The sequence below is a fragment of the Rhizomicrobium palustre genome, assembly GCF_011761565.1.
In the GTDB taxonomy this organism is placed as follows: Bacteria; Pseudomonadota; Alphaproteobacteria; order Micropepsales; family Micropepsaceae; genus Rhizomicrobium; species Rhizomicrobium palustre.
This window is the reverse complement of the sequence record NZ_JAASRM010000001.1, coordinates 1,645,803-1,662,299: the sequence shown is the minus strand read 5'-3', so window position 1 is coordinate 1,662,299 and position 16,497 is coordinate 1,645,803. Positions and strand designations below refer to the sequence as shown.

Genomic DNA, 16,497 nt, shown 5'->3' with positions numbered 1-16,497 from the left:
AGACAAGTGTCACACGCCGGTATAGAATGGGCTGGGGCAAAGGGAGGGCGCGTCCATGCAAAATATTGGGCCGCAAGGACAATTCGCGGGCCGTCTGATCGCGGGCGCGATCCAGGGTGTTACGCTTTATTTTCTCTATGAGGCCTATGAGGCGCACAGTGCCGTGGCGGCAAACGGGTTCATTTTCGCCCCGCTGGTGATACTGGCGCTGTTTATTCCCCTCGCCGTCTCCCAAGGCCTTGGTAATTTGCGCAATGCCACGCTGGCGATTTGGATTGCTGCTGCGGCGGCAGTGATTGCCGGTTTTGCTGTTTACGATATTTGGCATGGCTGGCCGACGGAACGGGTCTTCATCCATAGCCAATCGGAAACCTTGCCGCGGAACCTTCCCGCCTTCGGCACCTTCTTTTTCTCAGGCGTATTTTTGTTCATCGCCCAAGCCTTGGTGATCGCAGGCGATGCGGAAAAGAAATTCATCGCTGCCTATCCGAGCTATTTCGATACCGCCTGGAAGCAAGGCCTGCAATTTGCCCTCGCGGGTGTTTTTGTCGGCGTCTTCTGGGCCTTGCTCTGGCTCGGCGCGGCGCTGTTCAAACTGATCGATCTCGATTTCCTGGAAAAGCTGATTGAGCATCGCTGGTTCGCCATTCCGGCGACAACGCTTGCGATAGCTGCCGCGCTGCATGTCACGGACGTGCGCGCCAATCTGGTGCGCGGCGCGCGTTCGCTGGTGCTGGCGCTTTTCTCCTGGCTGCTTTTATTGATCGTGGTGATCGCGGCAGGATTTTTGTTCAGCCTTGTCTTCACCGGCCTTGCGCCCTTGTGGAAGACCCGCATGGCGACCAATCTTCTCCTCACCGCCGCCGCAAGCTTGGCGGTGCTGATCAATGCAGCCTATCAAGATGGTGATGAAGAACGCCGCCCGGTGAAAATCCTGCGACTCGCAAGTTCCCTAGGCGGCGTCTTGTTGCTGCCCATCGTGACGCTCGCCGCCTACGCCACCTATCTTCGTATCGCGCAATATGGTTGGACGGCAGATCGCATAAGTGCGGTGGCGGTGATTGTTGTGGCTGCGTCCTATGCTGTTGGCTACGCCATTGCGGCCCTGGCGCCGAAAGCCTGGCTGAAACGAATCGAGATCTGGAACGTCGCAACCTCATTCTTGGTGCTCGTCATCATCGCCGCGCTGTTCTCGCCACTGGCCGATCCCATGCGCATCGGCGTTGCAAGCCAGCTCGCGCGGCTTGAAAGCGGCAAGGTTGCACCGGAGAAATTTGATGTTTGGTATCTGCGCCATGAAGGCGGACGCTTTGGCAAAGAGACTTTAGAGAAGCTTTCAAAATCGCCCAACGCCACACTCGCTGCGAATGCGAAAACCGCGCTGGCTAGCGAAGCTGGTTATAGGACGTTGCCGGAGCAAAAGCCGGAACCGGTCGATCTCGCCGCGCGGATTAGGGTTTACCCAGCAGGCGCCAAATTGCCCGATAGTTTCTTAAAGCAGGATTGGAAACGCGATCCCAGCACCATGCCCTGTCTCGCCAGCGGCATCTTTGAAGGCTGGCATTGCACCGCTATTCTCAGAAACGCGCCTCAGACCGAGGTCGTGCTGGTCTATGGCGATGATGCACCAGGCGATTACAAGCAGATCGTCCTTTTCCGTGAGACCGATGGCGTGTGGACCGCTATCAGCCGGTTCGACGGCAAGCTCTGCGGCAGAGAATATTCGGATCTTTTGACCGGCAAATTCGAGACGGCCACACCCATTCAGCCCGATTTGGTCGTCGCGGGGCGCAGGGTTGCGATGCAGCCGACGCCTGCCGGGGAGTGCAAATAGGGCTGTTGGCCCCTCCCCCGATTTGGGCTAACAGGGGGCGGCAAAGGACCTTCTCATGTCGCTCGTCGCCCTGATCGATTATGGCTCTGGAAATCTGCGCTCGGCGGAAAAGGCCCTGGCGCGGGCGGCGGAAGAACGCGGGATTTCCGCGCAAATCGCAGTCACGTCAGACCCCGCCGTCGCCGCCAAGGCCGGCCGGATCGTGCTGCCGGGCGTCGGCGCCTTTGCCGATTGCATGGGAGGGCTCACCGCGCTTCCCGGCATGGTGGAAGCCTTGCGCGAGGCGGTTCTGGTCAAAAAAGTTCCCTTCTTGGGCATTTGCGTCGGCATGCAGCTGATGGCGAGCGTCGGGCGCGAATTCGGCGACCATAAGGGCCTTAACTGGATTTCCGGCGAAGTCATCCGCATGGTGCCCGCCGACCCTGACCTCAAAATCCCCCATATGGGTTGGAACGAGCTTCGCCTCTTAAAACCCCACCCGGTTTTGGAAGGGCTCGAAAATGGCGTACACGCCTATTTCGTCCATTCCTTCATGTTCCGCGCTGCCGATAAGAGCCACCTTCTCGCCACCACCGAATATGGCGGCACGGTTGCCGCCGTGGTGGGCCGCGAGAACATCATCGGCACCCAATTCCACCCCGAAAAGAGCCAGGCCACCGGCCTGACCCTGCTCGGCAACTTTCTTACGTGGACCCCGTGATCATCTTTCCCGCCATCGACCTGAAAGACGGCCATTGCGTGCGCCTGAAGCGCGGCGAGATGGCGTCGGCCACTGTGTTCAACGACGATCCCGCCGCCCAGGCGCTCGAGTTCCAAAATGCGGGCTTCTCTTGGCTGCATTGCGTCGATCTCAACGGCGCTTTCGATGGCCGCTCGGTCAATGCGGAAGCGGTCAAAGCCATCCGCGCCGCGATTACCCTGCCCATCCAGCTTGGCGGCGGCATTCGCGACCTGAAGGGGATCGAGGCTTGGCTTGAGGCCGGGATTACGCGGGTTATCCTCGGCACCATCGCGCTGACCAATCCCACGCTGGTGAAAGAGGCGGCGCGCGCCTTTCCCGGCAAGATCGTGGTTGGCGCCGATGCCAAGGGCGGCAAGATCGCCACCGAAGGCTGGGCCGAAACCAGCGAAGTCACCCCCATCGAATTGGGTAAGCGTTTCGAGGATGCGGGCGTCGCCGCCGTGCTCTTCACCGATGTCGATCGCGACGGGCTGCTTAAAGGCGTCAATGTCGGGGCGACCGCAGCCCTCGCCGCCGCCCTCACCATTCCGGTGATCGCTTCGGGTGGCGTCGGCGGTATCGAGGACATCAAAGCCCTGGTCGCCGAGCCCAATATCGAAGGCGTGGTGGTCGGACGCGCACTCTATGACGGCCGCATCGATCCCGCCGAAGCGCTGAAGATCGCAGGCAAGCAGTAGGCTTCACTACCGCCTACGGCGAAATACACCAACATGTGATCTGCATAGTCAAAGAGGGTATAGTGGTGCGTATTGGAGTGGGCATGGGTTCGGGGGCGAGTCATCTCTCGGCTGGGCACCAAAAGTATCGTCCCGATGTAGATGGGTTGCGCGCGCTGGCTGTCGGTCTTGTAGTCATTTATCATGCGTTCAATAACAAGCTGACGGGCGGTTTTGTTGGGGTTGATGTCTTCTTCGTCATCTCCGGCTTTCTGATCTCGAGCATTATCTTCAGCGAAATCGAAGATAAAGATTTCTCCTTCGCCCGATTCTACGCTCGCCGTATCAAGCGTATCTTTCCGTCTCTGATCGCGATGCTGGTTGCCTGTTATGCGTTGGGCGCCGCCATTATGTTGACCGACGAATTTCAGAACCTCTGCAAATACATCGCGGGCAGCGCTGGGTTCGTAGCCAATATCGTCCTCCTGAATAATACCGGCTATTTCAACTCGGACTCACAGTTCAATCCACTCCTGCATATGTGGTCCTTGGGGATTGAGGAGCAGTTCTATTTTATTTGGCCGATCACGTTATGCTTGGTTTATCGGTATAACATTCCGTTCAAATACATCCTGATCGGCGGCTTCGCACTCTCATTTGCTGCGAATATCTACATGGTTCACCATAACGTCACCGCCGATTTCTACCTGCCTTACACGCGCTTCTTTGAATTGGTGATAGGCGCGGCGATCGCCTACTTCACGATTCTGCATCGCGGTTTTCTTAATGGCGCAGGTAGCGCTCTGGGAGCTCGGGTGCATCGCACTATCGAAAATCCCGCCTTCTCCAACGTTCTGTCACTCGCGGGCATTACGCTCATTATGGCCGCCGCCCTCTTTCTGAACGGCGAAAGCAAGTTTCCGGGATGGTGGGCGCTCCTGCCTACGTTTGGGGGTGCCTGCATCATCGTTGCGGGGACAAAGGCGTGGTTTAACAGGGTGGTGTTAGCCAATCCAGTAACGGTGTTTATCGGCTTACTCAGCTATCCGATTTATCTTTGGCATTGGCCTCTTTTGGCTTTTTTGCGTATCACCAATAATTCGCCATCAATCAATCAGCGAATTTTTGCTGTCCTGATGTCGGTATTGATTTCGTGGCTTGTATACAAATTCATCGAGCGGCCGCTGCGTTTCGGCAAATCTCGCTGGATAGTACCCGCTTTGTGTCTTGCGACGTTCAGCCTTGCAGCCGCTGGCCTGGTAATTGCCAACGATAGCCATTTCATTCTTCGTGGTAATATGAAAGACCTTGCCCAGCTCAAATGGGTGGAGTCTGAGCCAAACTGCTATAGTGCCTTAGGCCTAAGCAAAGAAGCCAAGTCTGACACTATCTTCTGCCACCTTGCCAAACCGGGTTCAAAAGAGGTTGTGGCTGTCCTGGGAGATAGCATGGCCAATTCTTTATATCCGGGATTACGTGATGCTCTTGCCTCCAAAGGAATAGGTGTTGCCAATTACGGGGCAGGCACCTGCGAACCCTTCCGGCATCTTTATGGGGATTTTACCTGGAACAAAGATTGTGACGTTATTAACGAACACATCTACGCGAATGTGGCCACAGACCCGCGCATCAAAACGGTGATCCTCAGTTTCGCGCACTGGGACATTCAAAATATGTATTTCGATGCTCGCAGGACGCCCTTACCTATCGAAGAGAAGTTCCGACGGGTGTCGGCCATTGCGAAGGCTGATATCGCCTTCCTCGAAGCCCATGGCAAAAAGGTCATTGTCAGCTATGACGGACCCAATATCGGCAGATCGCCCCGCTTATGCCTCACCAGCGGAATGCGTTGCTCAGTCAAACGCGAAACCGTCGAATCTGGCAATCGTGGATATCTGACGTTCTGGGATGGCTTACTGGGTGAGCGCGCAGACATCTGTGTTTTCCGCCAAACGCCCTATCTGCGACAGAATGGTTCCTATCCCATGCGTAAGAACGGCGAACTGCTGTATCGCGATGATCACCATCTGAGTTTTGACGGGTCCGCCTTGATTGGGCGTGCGCTTGTGGAGAGCCACTGTTTCGCAAGCTGATAGTTTGGTTGATCCACGGGGATAAGGAGCTCTGTAACGCTTTATCTGTGCCTTTTGCCGAAGCTGGGCCGGGGCGCCGGATGCTGCGGCGGTGGCTCGGACGCGCGCTGCGCTAAATGGCGCGCGATCACCGCATCGGCATCAAACGCATCTTCGGAGACGGGCGCGCCGCGCGGACGTAAGCCCGCGAAAAGCCAAACCAATTTCAGCAATAACGGGAAACAGAACAGCCCGCCGACAATCGCGAGCCCCCATAAGGTGGGGCCAAGCCCCATTTCCGTGGCTTCTTTCCAAGACCCGCCAAGCCTAAGAAAATAATAGAGCAAGCCGCCGCAATAGAGCACCGGCACAATGGCTTGGAGAAGTTTTATGACTTGGCGTAAGCCCTGCATCGACATCCCCGCCGATTTCCCATGCGCGGAGTGTAGCGGCCAAAGCTGAAAACACTGTTTCGACCTCGCCGCGACGTTGGGCCTCCGGCACATCCAAAGCGCTTGATTGCCGAAGCGAGGCGCGGCGCATAGTCTAGTGCCACAAGGAGTACGCGACATGGATCAGGTCCACTAACGCCCGTCGCACGCGGCAAACATCCCGCGTCCCCTCCCCTTCATATCGAGATCATCATGCCAGCATTGAAAGATAAGATTTGCGTCATCACTGGCGCAGCGCGCGGGATTGGCCGCGCCATCGCCGCGCGGTTTCATGCCGAAGGCGCCCGCGTCCTCCTCACCGATATCAACGCCACCCTGGGCGAAAAGACCGCCGCCGAGATCGGCTGCGCATTTCAAAAGCTGGACGTGCGGTCAGAAGACGACTGGGCGCGTCTCGCCAACACCGTGCCGCAAGCCGATGTGCTGGTGAACAATGCCGGGATCACCGGCTTTGAAGACGGCCTCGTCGCGCACGACCCCGAACATGCAAGTTTGGAAAACTGGCGCGCGGTGCATCGCACCAATCTCGACGGAACCTTTCTGGGCTGCCGTTATGCGATTGGCGCGATGAAGGCGCGTGGCACCGGCTCGATCATCAACATCTCCTCGCGCTCGGGGCTGGTGGGCATTCCGCTTGCCGCCGCTTACGCCTCCTCCAAGGCAGCGATCCGCAATCATAGCAAAACGGTGGCCCTCTATTGCGCGCAGCATGGTTGGAAAATCCGCTGCAACTCCATCCACCCCGCCGCGATTTTGACGCCGATCTGGGAGCCGATGCTCGGCACGGGGCCGGAGCGCGAAGACAAAATGCGCGCCCTCACCGCCGACACACCCTTGAAGCGCTTCGGCACACCGGAAGAAGTCGCCGCCCTGGCGCTGCTGCTGGCGAGCGATGACGCCACTTATATCACCGGCAGCGAATTCAACATCGACGGCGGCCTCCTCGCCGGTTCGGCAGCAACGCAGGGGTAGAGAGACCAAAGCCCGTCCCTTGAACCCTACCTGTCATCGCCCGCGACTGCGGGCGACCCAGGTGGTGTTGCTCATGCTAGAAGCAGAAGCTCAAGCATCTTCGGAACCAACGGTGCCGCGAGACCTGGATGGCCCGCAGCTGCGGGCCATGACAACTTTAACCTGCCTCTGCGAGATGGGCGTTACCCCCTATTTCGGAAACAGCATGAACTGTTCAAGTGTGCCGTCGGGTAGTGCGCGGGTGATGAGCTGGAATTTGGCTTTCTCCAGCTCCACTTCATAGACGCGGAAATCCATGCCGCCGCGCGTGCCGCTGCGGCTGAGCTTGAAGGTTTTCACCTTGCCCAGCGGTGACGTGCTGGAGGAAATCTCCGTGATAACCGCATCGCTGAAATAGGCATTGGCATTGGAGCTGAAGAGCGTGCGGTCGAGTTTGCCCTCGCGCAAGCCATCGAAAATCGCCCGCGCCACTTTCGCGCTCACCTCGTCCGCCGGGCTGACGCCATTCAAGACAAGATCCTTCAGCTTGTCGGTGATGACATCGGCGGCGGAATTGGAATCGGCATTGGTGAGAACCACGATGGCCACGCGCTGATCGGGATAGATCGTAGCCTGGCTGATAAAGCCCGAAACCTCGCCGCCATGCGACAGCACGCGGCGCTCATTGGACAGCGCCACCGCAAGGCCGAGGCCATAGCGCGACCCCAGGCCATTCGTCAGCACCACTTCCTTTTCGAATTCGCGATAGGAGGCGGGCTTGAGAAGACTTTGATTAATGATGGAGATATCCCAGCGCGCCAGATCTTCCGCCGTCATGGCAAGCTCGCCCGCCGCGAACATCCAGCCCTTGCCTTCGGGAGCTGCGGGATGCCAGGCGCCAAGGCCATAACGCGTGTAGCCCACCGCATCGGTTGTGCCGAGCCCGCCCTGATCGAAATTCACCACACTGGTCATGCCCAACGGCTTGAAGATACGGCTTTGCAGAAAATCAAACACCGATTGGCCGCTGACCTTTTCCAGGATCATCCCCGCCAGCACATAGCCGGTATTGGAATACTGCCAGCGCGAACCGGGGGCGAAATCGAGCTTATGCTTGGCCCAGCCATCGATGATCTTTTGCGGCGTAGTGTCGTGCTGCATCTGGGCGAAGACATAATCCTGCGGCCAGAAATCGGTCAGGCCTGCGGTATGCGACAGCATCTGGCGGATGGTCACCTCGCCCGCCGGGCCGAGATCGGAGAAATATTTGCTCGCCTTGTCGTCCAGGCTAAGCTTGCCGTCTTCCTGCAAAAGCAGCAGCGCGGCGGCGAGAAATTGCTTACTGTTGGAGCCGATGGCATAGCGCGCCGTGGGGCTGGCAGCGCGATCCGGGCCGAGCGCCGATTTGCCCGCAGTGATCGCGGTGAGGATTTTGCCATCCACCACCACTGCGACCGAAGCCGAGGGCACGCCGAGGCGTGTGACTTCCTTCTCTACCAGATCGGTGATCTTGGCCGGGTCGAGTTTGGAAGCGGATTGATTGGTCTCAGCCGCCGGTGCGGCTTGCGCAAAAATAGGCGTCAGCGCGGAGGACAGCAGCAGCGCCGAAAATCCGGCCGCCCGAAAAACCAAATGCATCAAAATCCCCTTCACCGGCCCCTAGCGGCCAAAGCGCGATATTCCGCAACGGCGGGTGCAGGGGTCAAGCGCCGCAATCCCTCTCCCTCAAGGGGAGAGGGAAAACTCACACCCCTCGCCCGCCTGTGGATAGGCTGTTACCACTTCTGTTTCAGACGCAGGACGAGGTCGTCGAGCTGCTCCAGGGTCTTGTAGAAAATCCGCACTTCACCGCCCTTATCGGGGTCGTCGGTGATCTGGACTTTCAGGCCGGTGGCACTGGCCAGGGTCTGTTCCAGCTCTTTGATGTTGGGATCTTCCACAGGCAGGCTGTGGGGCTTTTTGGGCTTTTTCTTCACTGCGGCCTGTTCGGCCTGGCGCACATTTAAGCCCCCTTCGACGATCGCCAGCGCCTTGGCTTCCGCATCAGGATCGCCGATCAGCGCGCGGGCATGTCCGGCGGTAAGCTTGCCGTCGCGCACCAAAATCCGCACCGATTCCGGCAGCTTCAAAAGCCGCAAGGTGTTGGCCACATGGGGGCGGGATTTGCCGACCGCACCCGCGAGCTGCTCCTGGGTGTAGGAGAAGCGGTCCATCAACTCTTGATAGGCGATACCCTCTTCAATCGCGTTGAGGTCGGAACGCTGCACATTTTCGATGATGGCGTATTCGAGGGCCTGGCCGTCATTCAGCTCCTTCACCGTCACCGGCACTTCATGAAGCTTAGCCGCCTGGGCCGCGCGCCAGCGCCGTTCGCCCGCCACGATCTCATAGGCATTGGCATCGCCCGCGATGGGGCGCACCAGGATCGGCTGCAAAATGCCTTTGTCTTTCACCGAGGCGATGAGATCGGAAAGATCCTCTTCGACAAAGGTTTTGCGCGGCTGAAATTTGTTGGGGCGCAAGAACGCGGTCGGCACAGTGCGCGGGGAACGGTTCCCCGCCGGTGTGCGTGAACCACCCTCGTCGCCGCCGATCAGCGCCGACAATCCCCGTCCTAAACCGCGCGGGCGTTCATCTGCCACTTTCGCCTCCGTCGTCATGTTGATGTTCTTATTCCGCTGCTTCGGCGGCGCGGCTTCTTTCGCGCTGAATCATTTCGCCCGCGAGTTTGATGTAAGCCTGACTGCCCGGGCATTTGAGGTCATAGACCAGCGCGGGCAGACCATGGCTCGGCGCTTCGGAGATGCGCACATTGCGCGGGATCACCGTGTCATAGACCTTATCGCCCATATGCTCGCGCACATCGGCGGCGACCTGATCGGAAAGCTTGTTGCGCTTATCGAACATGGTCAGCACGATGCCCTGGATTTCCAGCACGGGATTAAGCCCGTTGCGCACCAGCTCGATGGTGTTGAGGAGCTGCGAAAGACCTTCCAGCGCAAAGAACTCGCATTGCAGCGGCACGATCACCGCATCCGCCGCCGCCATGGCGTTGACGGTGAGCAGCGTCAAAGACGGCGGGCAATCGATCAGCGCATATTTGAATTGAGATTGTCCGTGTGCGGAGTATTCGTCCAACGCGTCCTTGAGCCGGTAATTGCGCCCCTCCGCCCCGATCAGTTCAAGCTCGGCACCGGAAAGATCGACTGTCGCCGGCAGGATGGAGAGCTTCGGGATGCGGGTCGGCTGGATGGCCTCGGCCACGCTCGCCTGCCCCATCAGCACATCATATATAGAGAGATCGCGCTCGTTGCGGCCGATGCCGAGACCGGTGGAGGCATTGCCTTGCGGATCGATGTCGATGATCAGGGTCGGCTCGCCCACCGCCGCCAGCGCCGTGCCCAGATTGATGGCCGTGGTGGTCTTGCCCACACCACCCTTCTGATTGGCGATCACCAGCACGCGAGGCTTGTTCGGTTCGGTCATGGCTTACGGCGCTTTCGGGTAGCTGTTCTAGCTTTGGCAGGAGCTGGGCGGGCGGGCTTAAGGTCGTGCAATTCCAGCACAATTCCAAGCGGATGGGTTTTGGAGGGATGCCTTTCGAGGGACATCTTCCAGTGCCTTTCCGCCGCCGTCAATTCTTCTTCCAGCTTGCCGCCTTTGAGGAGAAGGCAAATCGTCGTGGGGCCAACAAATCGGTGCGCATAGCCCAGCAGCGCATCCATGGGGGCGAAGGCGCGGGCCGTTACCACATCAAAATATTGTTGTGGCTCGGCCTCGATACGGCAGTTCTTGACGGTGACCGGCAATTTGAGCTTCTCGGCCACCGCGGCGAGGAAGTCCGCCTTCTTCTTGGTGGCTTCATAGAGGGTGACCATCAGCCGGTCGCGCCGCATGATCGCCAGTACCAACCCCGGGAACCCTGCCCCGCTGCCGAGGTCTACCAGGGTCCAAGCCTCGGCCGGGATGAGCGGCTCCAACTGCGCGCTATCCAGGATATGGCGATGCCAGACCTCCCCCATGGTGCTTTCCGCCACCAGATTATGGAGCGCATTCCACTCTTTCAGCATCTCCACATAGGCAGAGAGCAGCTCGAGTGTTTCACGTGAAACACCGGTCTCGGCCAGGAAGGCTTCGGGGCCGAAATTGGGTGCGGCTGCTTCAGGCAGCGCGGGATCTGACATGGGCTAGGACCAGGGTGAGCGCGGCGGGAGTGATCCCGTCAATACGAGCCGCTTGGCCGATGGTAGCCGGGCGGATGGTGGAGAGTTTCTGCCGAACTTCGGTAGAGAGGCCATTCACCGCCCCATAATCGAGTTCCGGCGGCAGGATCAGGGCTTCGTCACGCCGGAAGGCCTGAATATCGGCCTCTTGGCGGTCCAGATACCCCGCATATTGGGCATCGACTTCCAATTGCTCGACGATCTGGCCTTCAAAGCGGGAAAGTTCAGGCCAAATGGCCGTCAGAGTGCCGAATTCGACCCCCGGCAGGCTCAACAGCTCGCTCGCCGTGCGGCGTGTGCCATCGAGACGGACGGAGATACCATGCTTCTGGGCTTGATTGGGCGTCATGGAGAGGCCGGACATGACCTCCCGCGCCTCTTTCAGAGACTCCATCTTGGCTGCGAAGGCTTCTGACCGTTGTGAGCCTGCACATCCCGCGGCCTCGAAGGTCGGGGTCAGGCGCTGGTCGGCATTATCGGCCCGGAGCGTGAGGCGATATTCGGCCCGCGAGGTGAACATGCGATAGGGCTCAGAGACGCCCTTGGTGACGAGATCGTCGATCAGAACCCCGATATAGGCCGAGGCGCGGTCCAGAATGACAGGATCAGACCCCGAAACCTGCCTTGCAGCGTTCAAACCAGCCATCAGACCTTGGGCTGCGGCCTCTTCATAGCCGGTCGTGCCGTTGATCTGGCCCGCGAAGTAGAGACCGGGCATCCTTTTGGTCTCGAGAGACGGCAAAAGCTCGCGCGGATCGACATAGTCATACTCGATGGCATAGCCAGGCCGCAGGATTTCGACCTTCTCGAGCCCCGGAATGCTGCGGATCATCGCCTGCTGCACGTCTTCCGGCAGGGAGGTCGAGATACCGTTCGGATAAACGGTGTCGTCATCGAGGCCTTCCGGCTCCAAGAAGATCTGGTGGCTGTCGCGATGACCGAAGCGCACCACCTTATCTTCGATAGAGGGGCAATAACGCGGCCCCCGGCTCTCGATCTGGCCAGAATACATCGGCGCGCGATCAAGATTGGCCCGGATGATGGCGTGGGTGGCCTCGGTGGTGCGGGTAATGGCGCAAGCGATCTGCGGAACGGTGATCGCGCGACTCATAAAGGAGAAGGGTTCCGGCGGATCATCCCCCAATTGGGTGTCCAGCGAAGCCCAATCGATGGTTTTGCCGTTGAGGCGTGCCGGGGTACCGGTCTTGAGCCGTCCCATGGCGAAGCCAAGCCGATGCAGGGTATCGGAAAGCCCAATAGAGGGCGGTTCAGCCGCCTCCCCTTCGAATCCTTGCCGTCCGGCGACCGCGCGGCCAGCCGGGAAGGTCTTTTCCCCGCAATGGATGAGCCCTTTGAGGAATGTCCCGGTGGTGAGAACCACCGCACCTGCCCCGAAGCTCAGGCCCTGCCCGGTTACCACCCCAGAAACCCGGCCATCGCGAAAAATCAGGTCTTCGGCGCCGTCTTCATGGATGTCGAGGTTCGCCGTCTCGGCCAAAGCCGCTTGCATGGCGGCACGATAGAGCTTGCGGTCGGCCTGTGCGCGGGGTCCGCGCACGGCGGGGCCCTTACGGCGGTTCAGGATGCGGAATTGGATACCCGCCTTGTCGATGACGCGTCCCATCAACCCGTCAGCGGCATCGATCTCGCGCACCAGATGCCCCTTACCTACCCCGCCAATGGCCGGGTTGCAGGACATCTCGCCAAGGGTAGCTTTCTTATGGGTGAGCAGCAGGGTTTTGGCGCCCGCGCGCGCGGAAGCTGCCGCAGCTTCACAGCCCGCATGCCCGCCCCCGATCACAATGACGTCGTAAGATTTCATGGGCGGTGCTTAGGGGGTTCTCGGCCTGTGTACAAGTTGGAATCTCTCGCAAAGCCGCAGGCGTGTTTCACGTGAAACAAAACCGGGGTTGGTCCCGGGTGGGCCCCATTTCTCGCGTGCGCTGTTTCACGTGAAACAAACCCTCTTTCGTCATGGCCAGGGCTCCGCCCCGGCCATGACGGAGAGCTACTTCCCAATACAGAAATCGCGGAAGATCACGTCCAGCAGGTCTTCCACGTCCACGCGGCCTGTGATCCGGCCGATGGCGCGGACAGCAAGGCGAAGGTCTTCGGCGTAGAGTTCCAACTCCGGCGCAAGGCCCGCGCGCTCTAAAGCGGCAGCGGCTTGGGTCAAAGCTTCGCGATGGCGGGCCCGGGTGAGGACGGGCGCTTCCTCGGCAGATTCCAGCCGGGCGCGGACAGCCTCGGAAAGCGCCGTTACCACATCTTCCAGCCCGGCCCCGCTTTTTAGGGAAAGTTTCAATCCTTCCAATGGCTTAGGCCATTCCCGGTCGGCCTTATTCCAGACGGTTACGACAGTTTTACTGTCCAAATTATCCGGCAAATCCAAAACGTTATCGGGGTCAGTGCCGTCGCGCAGCAGCACCACCACATCGGCGGTTTCGGCCCGCGCCAGCGCGCGGCGCACCCCTTCTGCTTCGATGTCATCGGCGGCGGCGCGCAATCCAGCGGTATCAGCCACCACCACGGCATAGCCGCCGAGGTTCAGCCGCACTTCTATAATGTCGCGCGTGGTACCCGCTTTTTCGGAGACGATGGCGACGTCCCGCCCAGCCAGCGCATTGATCAGCGAGGATTTGCCCGCATTGGGCGGACCGACGATGGCGACGAACAGCCCATCGCGCACCAGCTCGCCCCGCGCATCGGAAAGATGTTCTGTGATTTCGCCTAGAATGCTTTCGGCCATGCGGCGAGCTTCGGCCACCACTTCTTCCGGCAATTCCTCATCGGAGAAATCAATCGCGGCTTCCGCCCAGGCCAATGCCTTGGAAAGTTCACTGCGCCAGCCGTCATATAATGTGCTGAGCGTGCCGTCATATTGCCGCAGCGCTTGGCTTCGCTGTGCCGGGGTTTCGGCGTCAACAAGATCGGCGATGGCTTCGGCCTGAGTGAGGTCGAACTTGCCGTTCAACACGGCGCGGCGGGAAAACTCGCCCGGTTCCGCAAGCCGCACACCCGGAATTCCCGATAAGGCCGCCAGCACCGCCTCGATAATGGCGCGGCCGCCATGGCAATGCAGCTCCGCCACATCCTCGCCGGTAAAGCTGAAAGGAGCAGGAAACCACAGCACCAACCCGCGGTCGATCACCATGCCGTCCAAGGCTTGGATGTTGCGCAGCGCCGCACGCCGAGGGGCGGGAGGCCGCTGGCCGGTGACACTGCTCAGCGCGATGCGGGTGTCCGGGCCTGAAATCCGCACCACCGCCACACCGGCGCGCCCGGCCCCGCTTGCCAGCGCATATATAGTGTCATCCCGCCGCATCAAACTCTCTTCCGACGCCGATCACAGCCCTGCGGGAAGTAACCACGGCGTCAACCAACCATCAAAGGGCCGCAATCTGGCTTGTGAGCGTCCCCCTCCCCGCGTAAAGGTTGGGGCAAATCAGTCCCGCCAACAATGCGCGCCCACGCGCTATATCGGAAGAAAAAGATGAGCACCAATCGCCTCGCCGAGGAAACGAGCCCCTACCTGCTGCTCCACAAGGACAACCCGGTTCACTGGTATCCTTGGGGCCAAGAAGCATTCCAGGAAGCGGAAGCCACCGGCAAGCCGATCCTGCTCTCCATCGGCTACACCGCCTGCCACTGGTGCCATGTGATGAACCAGGAAAGCTTCGTGGATGGCGAAACCGCGGCGCTGATGAATGAGAACTACATCAACGTGAAGGTCGACCGCGAAGAGCGCCCGGACCTCGATCAGATCTATCAGGCCGCGGCCCAGACCATGGGCTATCAGGGCGGCTGGCCGCTGACCATTTTCTTGAACCCCAAAGGCGAGCCCTTCTTTGTCGGCGGCTATTTCCCGAAAGAAGAACGTTTCGGCCAGGTTCCCTTCAAGCGCGTCCTGGAAGACGTCGCCACCAAATATCGCGACCAGCCCGAAGTCGTCACCAATGACGCGACCAACATCTCGCAAGCCGTCGGCGCTATCTGGTCGCGTGATCTGCGTGGTCCCTTCGACCCGCGCCTGATCGATGTGCTCTCGGTGCACGTCGCCCAGCGCTTCGACATTTTCTATGGCGGTGTCACCGGCGCCCCGAAATTCCCGAATGCGCCGCTGATCGAAACCTTGTGGCGCGCCTATCTGCGCACCGGCGCATCCCAGTTCCCGATGCTGGTGCAGACCACGCTCGATACGATGTGCCTCTCGGCGCTTTATGATCACGTCGGTGGCGGCTTCCACCGCTATGCCGTCGATGAGCGCTGGACGGTGCCGCATTTCGAAAAGATGCTCTACGACAACGCGCTGATGATCGAGCTTCTGGCGCAGGTCGGCGTGCATAACCGCGTGCCGCTCTATCGCATCCGCGTCGAAGAGACGGTGGCCTGGGTGCTGCGCGAGATGATGGTCGGCGACGCATTCGCCACCAGCCTTGACGCCGATGTCGATGGCGAAGAAGGCGCCTATTATCTCTGGACCGCGCCGGAAGTGGACGCGACCCTGGCCGGCACCTTCGCCCAGCGCTTCAAGGACGTTTATTCGGTCCGCAGCGAAGGCCCCTTCAACGGCAAGAACATCATCGCCCGCAACAACGGCCTGCCCTATCCCTTGCAGGATGCCGATGAAGCCTTGTTGAAGCGCCAGCGTGATCTTCTCCTCACCGCGCGTCTCAACACCCGCAAGGCGCCGCTGCGCGATGAGAAGATTCTCGCCGATGCCAACGGCCAGATGATCGCCGCGCTGGCATTTGCTGGCAGCTCCTATGGCCAGCCGGCCTGGGTTGCCGCCGCGCAAAAGGCCTTCGCGTTTGTCTCCACTGAAATGGCCGATGGCGATCGCCTCACCCATTCCTGGGCGGCGGGCAAAAAGGGCCACACAGGCTTTGCCGAAGACTATGCCGAAATGGCGCGCGCGGCCTTGGCGCTTTATGAAGCCACCTCCGACGCGAAATATCTCGACGTCGCCAAGCGCTGGACGGCGGTGCTCAACACCTTCTTCTGGGATAACACCCAGGGCGGCTATTGCCAGACGGCAGTGGATGATGAGCCGCTGATCCATCGCGTGCGCAACGTCTTCGACCAGGCTTCGCATTCGGCCAACGGCGTGATGATCGCCGTCTTGACCAAGCTCTTCCTGGCAACGGGCGATGTCACCTATCGCGATCAGGCCGGCAATATCGTCGGCGCCTTTGCGGGCGAAGTCGGCCGTTCGATCCTGGCCATGGGCACCTATCTCAATAGCCTCGAGACCTTGGTCACGGGCTTGCAGATTGTGATCGTCGGCCCGCGCGACAGCCAGAAGACCCGCGAACTCGTCTCGGCAGTCCTCGGCCGCAGCTTGCCGAACCGCTTCTTGATGGTGGTCGATCCCTCCGACGCCCTGCCCGAAGGCCACCCCGCTTTCGGCAAGACGATGGAGAACGGCCAGCCGACCGCCTACATCTGCCAGCATCAGAACTGCTCCGCGCCGATCGCCAATCCGGTCACGCTGAGCCAGGTGCTGCAACTGCCGCCGCGCCCGCCTCAGGGTGGCCGCCAGTAAGCGTCGTTTATCCAGATGCATA

At 59.9% G+C, this 16,497-nt stretch carries 13 protein-coding genes; 6 read left to right on the top strand and 7 right to left on the bottom strand.

Annotated features, from left to right (window positions below; genetic code table 11):
* Positions 1–55 precede the first annotated feature (55 nt).
* The 4 genes from FHS83_RS07595 (at position 56) to FHS83_RS07580 (ending at position 5,325) form a co-directional block, all read left to right on the top strand.
* Positions 56–1,834: a DUF4153 domain-containing protein gene (locus FHS83_RS07595; protein ID WP_167082391.1), complete on the top strand. Its 1,779-nt coding sequence runs from the start codon at positions 56–58 to the stop codon at positions 1,832–1,834.
* A gap of 55 nt (positions 1,835–1,889) precedes the next feature.
* Entirely contained in the window at positions 1,890–2,534 is a 645-nt protein-coding gene (gene hisH, locus FHS83_RS07590; RefSeq protein WP_167082390.1) for an imidazole glycerol phosphate synthase subunit HisH, read from the top strand.
* A complete protein-coding gene (gene hisA, locus FHS83_RS07585) occupies positions 2,531–3,253 on the top strand; it encodes a 1-(5-phosphoribosyl)-5-[(5-phosphoribosylamino)methylideneamino]imidazole-4-carboxamide isomerase (protein WP_167082389.1) in 723 nt (240 codons plus the stop codon). Before hisH ends, hisA begins: the two co-directional genes overlap by 4 nt.
* A gap of 62 nt (positions 3,254–3,315) precedes the next feature.
* The gene (locus FHS83_RS07580) at positions 3,316–5,325 is read left to right on the top strand and encodes an SGNH hydrolase domain-containing protein (RefSeq protein WP_167082388.1); all 2,010 of its coding nucleotides are present in this window, start codon (positions 3,316–3,318) and stop codon (positions 5,323–5,325) included.
* A 41-nt stretch (positions 5,326–5,366) separates the two neighbouring features.
* Here FHS83_RS07580 and FHS83_RS07575 read toward each other — a convergent pair whose 3' ends face one another.
* Positions 5,367–5,717 carry a hypothetical protein gene (locus tag FHS83_RS07575; protein ID WP_167082387.1) on the bottom strand — a complete coding sequence of 117 codons (351 nt, stop codon included), beginning with the start codon at positions 5,715–5,717 and terminating at the stop codon, positions 5,367–5,369.
* Between the two features lie 231 nt (positions 5,718–5,948).
* On the opposite strand from FHS83_RS07575, the gene FHS83_RS07570 reads away from it, so the two are divergent.
* Positions 5,949–6,728 (top strand): SDR family oxidoreductase, encoded by a 780-nt coding sequence (locus FHS83_RS07570; protein WP_167082386.1) that lies wholly within the window; start codon positions 5,949–5,951, stop codon positions 6,726–6,728.
* Positions 6,729–6,917: 189 nt separating this feature from the next.
* Here the strand turns inward: FHS83_RS07570 and FHS83_RS07565 are convergent, their stop codons facing one another.
* The 6 genes from FHS83_RS07565 to mnmE form a co-directional block, all read right to left on the bottom strand.
* Positions 6,918–8,345, bottom strand: a complete 1,428-nt coding sequence (locus FHS83_RS07565) for a serine hydrolase domain-containing protein (protein WP_167082385.1) — start codon at positions 8,343–8,345, stop codon at positions 6,918–6,920.
* A gap of 137 nt (positions 8,346–8,482) precedes the next feature.
* Positions 8,483–9,349: a ParB/RepB/Spo0J family partition protein gene (locus FHS83_RS07560; protein ID WP_208414289.1), complete on the bottom strand. Its 867-nt coding sequence runs from the start codon at positions 9,347–9,349 to the stop codon at positions 8,483–8,485.
* A 28-nt stretch (positions 9,350–9,377) separates the two neighbouring features.
* The gene (locus FHS83_RS07555) at positions 9,378–10,193 is read right to left on the bottom strand and encodes a ParA family protein (RefSeq protein WP_167082383.1); all 816 of its coding nucleotides are present in this window, start codon (positions 10,191–10,193) and stop codon (positions 9,378–9,380) included.
* Positions 10,190–10,891, bottom strand: coding sequence for a 16S rRNA (guanine(527)-N(7))-methyltransferase RsmG (rsmG, locus tag FHS83_RS07550; protein ID WP_167082382.1), 702 nt, complete (start codon positions 10,889–10,891; stop codon positions 10,190–10,192). Before rsmG ends, FHS83_RS07555 begins: the two co-directional genes overlap by 4 nt.
* Positions 10,869–12,752, bottom strand: coding sequence for a tRNA uridine-5-carboxymethylaminomethyl(34) synthesis enzyme MnmG (gene mnmG, locus FHS83_RS07545; protein WP_167082381.1), 1,884 nt, complete (start codon positions 12,750–12,752; stop codon positions 10,869–10,871). Before mnmG ends, rsmG begins: the two co-directional genes overlap by 23 nt.
* 186 nt (positions 12,753–12,938) lie before the next feature.
* Positions 12,939–14,255, bottom strand: a complete 1,317-nt coding sequence (gene mnmE, locus FHS83_RS07540) for a tRNA uridine-5-carboxymethylaminomethyl(34) synthesis GTPase MnmE (RefSeq protein WP_167082380.1) — start codon at positions 14,253–14,255, stop codon at positions 12,939–12,941.
* Positions 14,256–14,423: 168 nt separating this feature from the next.
* Here mnmE and FHS83_RS07535 point away from each other — a divergent pair, with 168 nt between their 5' ends.
* Positions 14,424–16,475 (top strand): thioredoxin domain-containing protein, encoded by a 2,052-nt coding sequence (locus tag FHS83_RS07535; RefSeq protein ID WP_167082379.1) that lies wholly within the window; start codon positions 14,424–14,426, stop codon positions 16,473–16,475.
* The last annotated feature ends 22 nt before the right edge of the window (positions 16,476–16,497 follow it).

Bases quoted from the DNA above. Each gene is read 5' to 3' on its own strand.
- mnmG (WP_167082381.1), bottom strand. From the start codon at position 12,752: ATGAAATCTTACGACGTCATTGTGATCGGGGGCGGGCATGCGGGCTGT.
- FHS83_RS07575 (WP_167082387.1), bottom strand. From the start codon at position 5,717: ATGCAGGGCTTACGCCAAGTCATAAAACTTCTCCAAGCCATTGTGCCG.
- FHS83_RS07535 (WP_167082379.1), top strand. From the start codon at position 14,424: ATGAGCACCAATCGCCTCGCCGAGGAAACGAGCCCCTACCTGCTGCTC.
- mnmE (WP_167082380.1), bottom strand. From the start codon at position 14,255: ATGCGGCGGGATGACACTATATATGCGCTGGCAAGCGGGGCCGGGCGC.
- FHS83_RS07555 (WP_167082383.1), bottom strand. From the start codon at position 10,193: ATGACCGAACCGAACAAGCCTCGCGTGCTGGTGATCGCCAATCAGAAG.
- FHS83_RS07570 (WP_167082386.1), top strand. From the start codon at position 5,949: ATGCCAGCATTGAAAGATAAGATTTGCGTCATCACTGGCGCAGCGCGC.
- hisH (WP_167082390.1), top strand. From the start codon at position 1,890: ATGTCGCTCGTCGCCCTGATCGATTATGGCTCTGGAAATCTGCGCTCG.
- rsmG (WP_167082382.1), bottom strand. From the start codon at position 10,891: ATGTCAGATCCCGCGCTGCCTGAAGCAGCCGCACCCAATTTCGGCCCC.
- FHS83_RS07565 (WP_167082385.1), bottom strand. From the start codon at position 8,345: ATGCATTTGGTTTTTCGGGCGGCCGGATTTTCGGCGCTGCTGCTGTCC.
- FHS83_RS07595 (WP_167082391.1), top strand. From the start codon at position 56: ATGCAAAATATTGGGCCGCAAGGACAATTCGCGGGCCGTCTGATCGCG.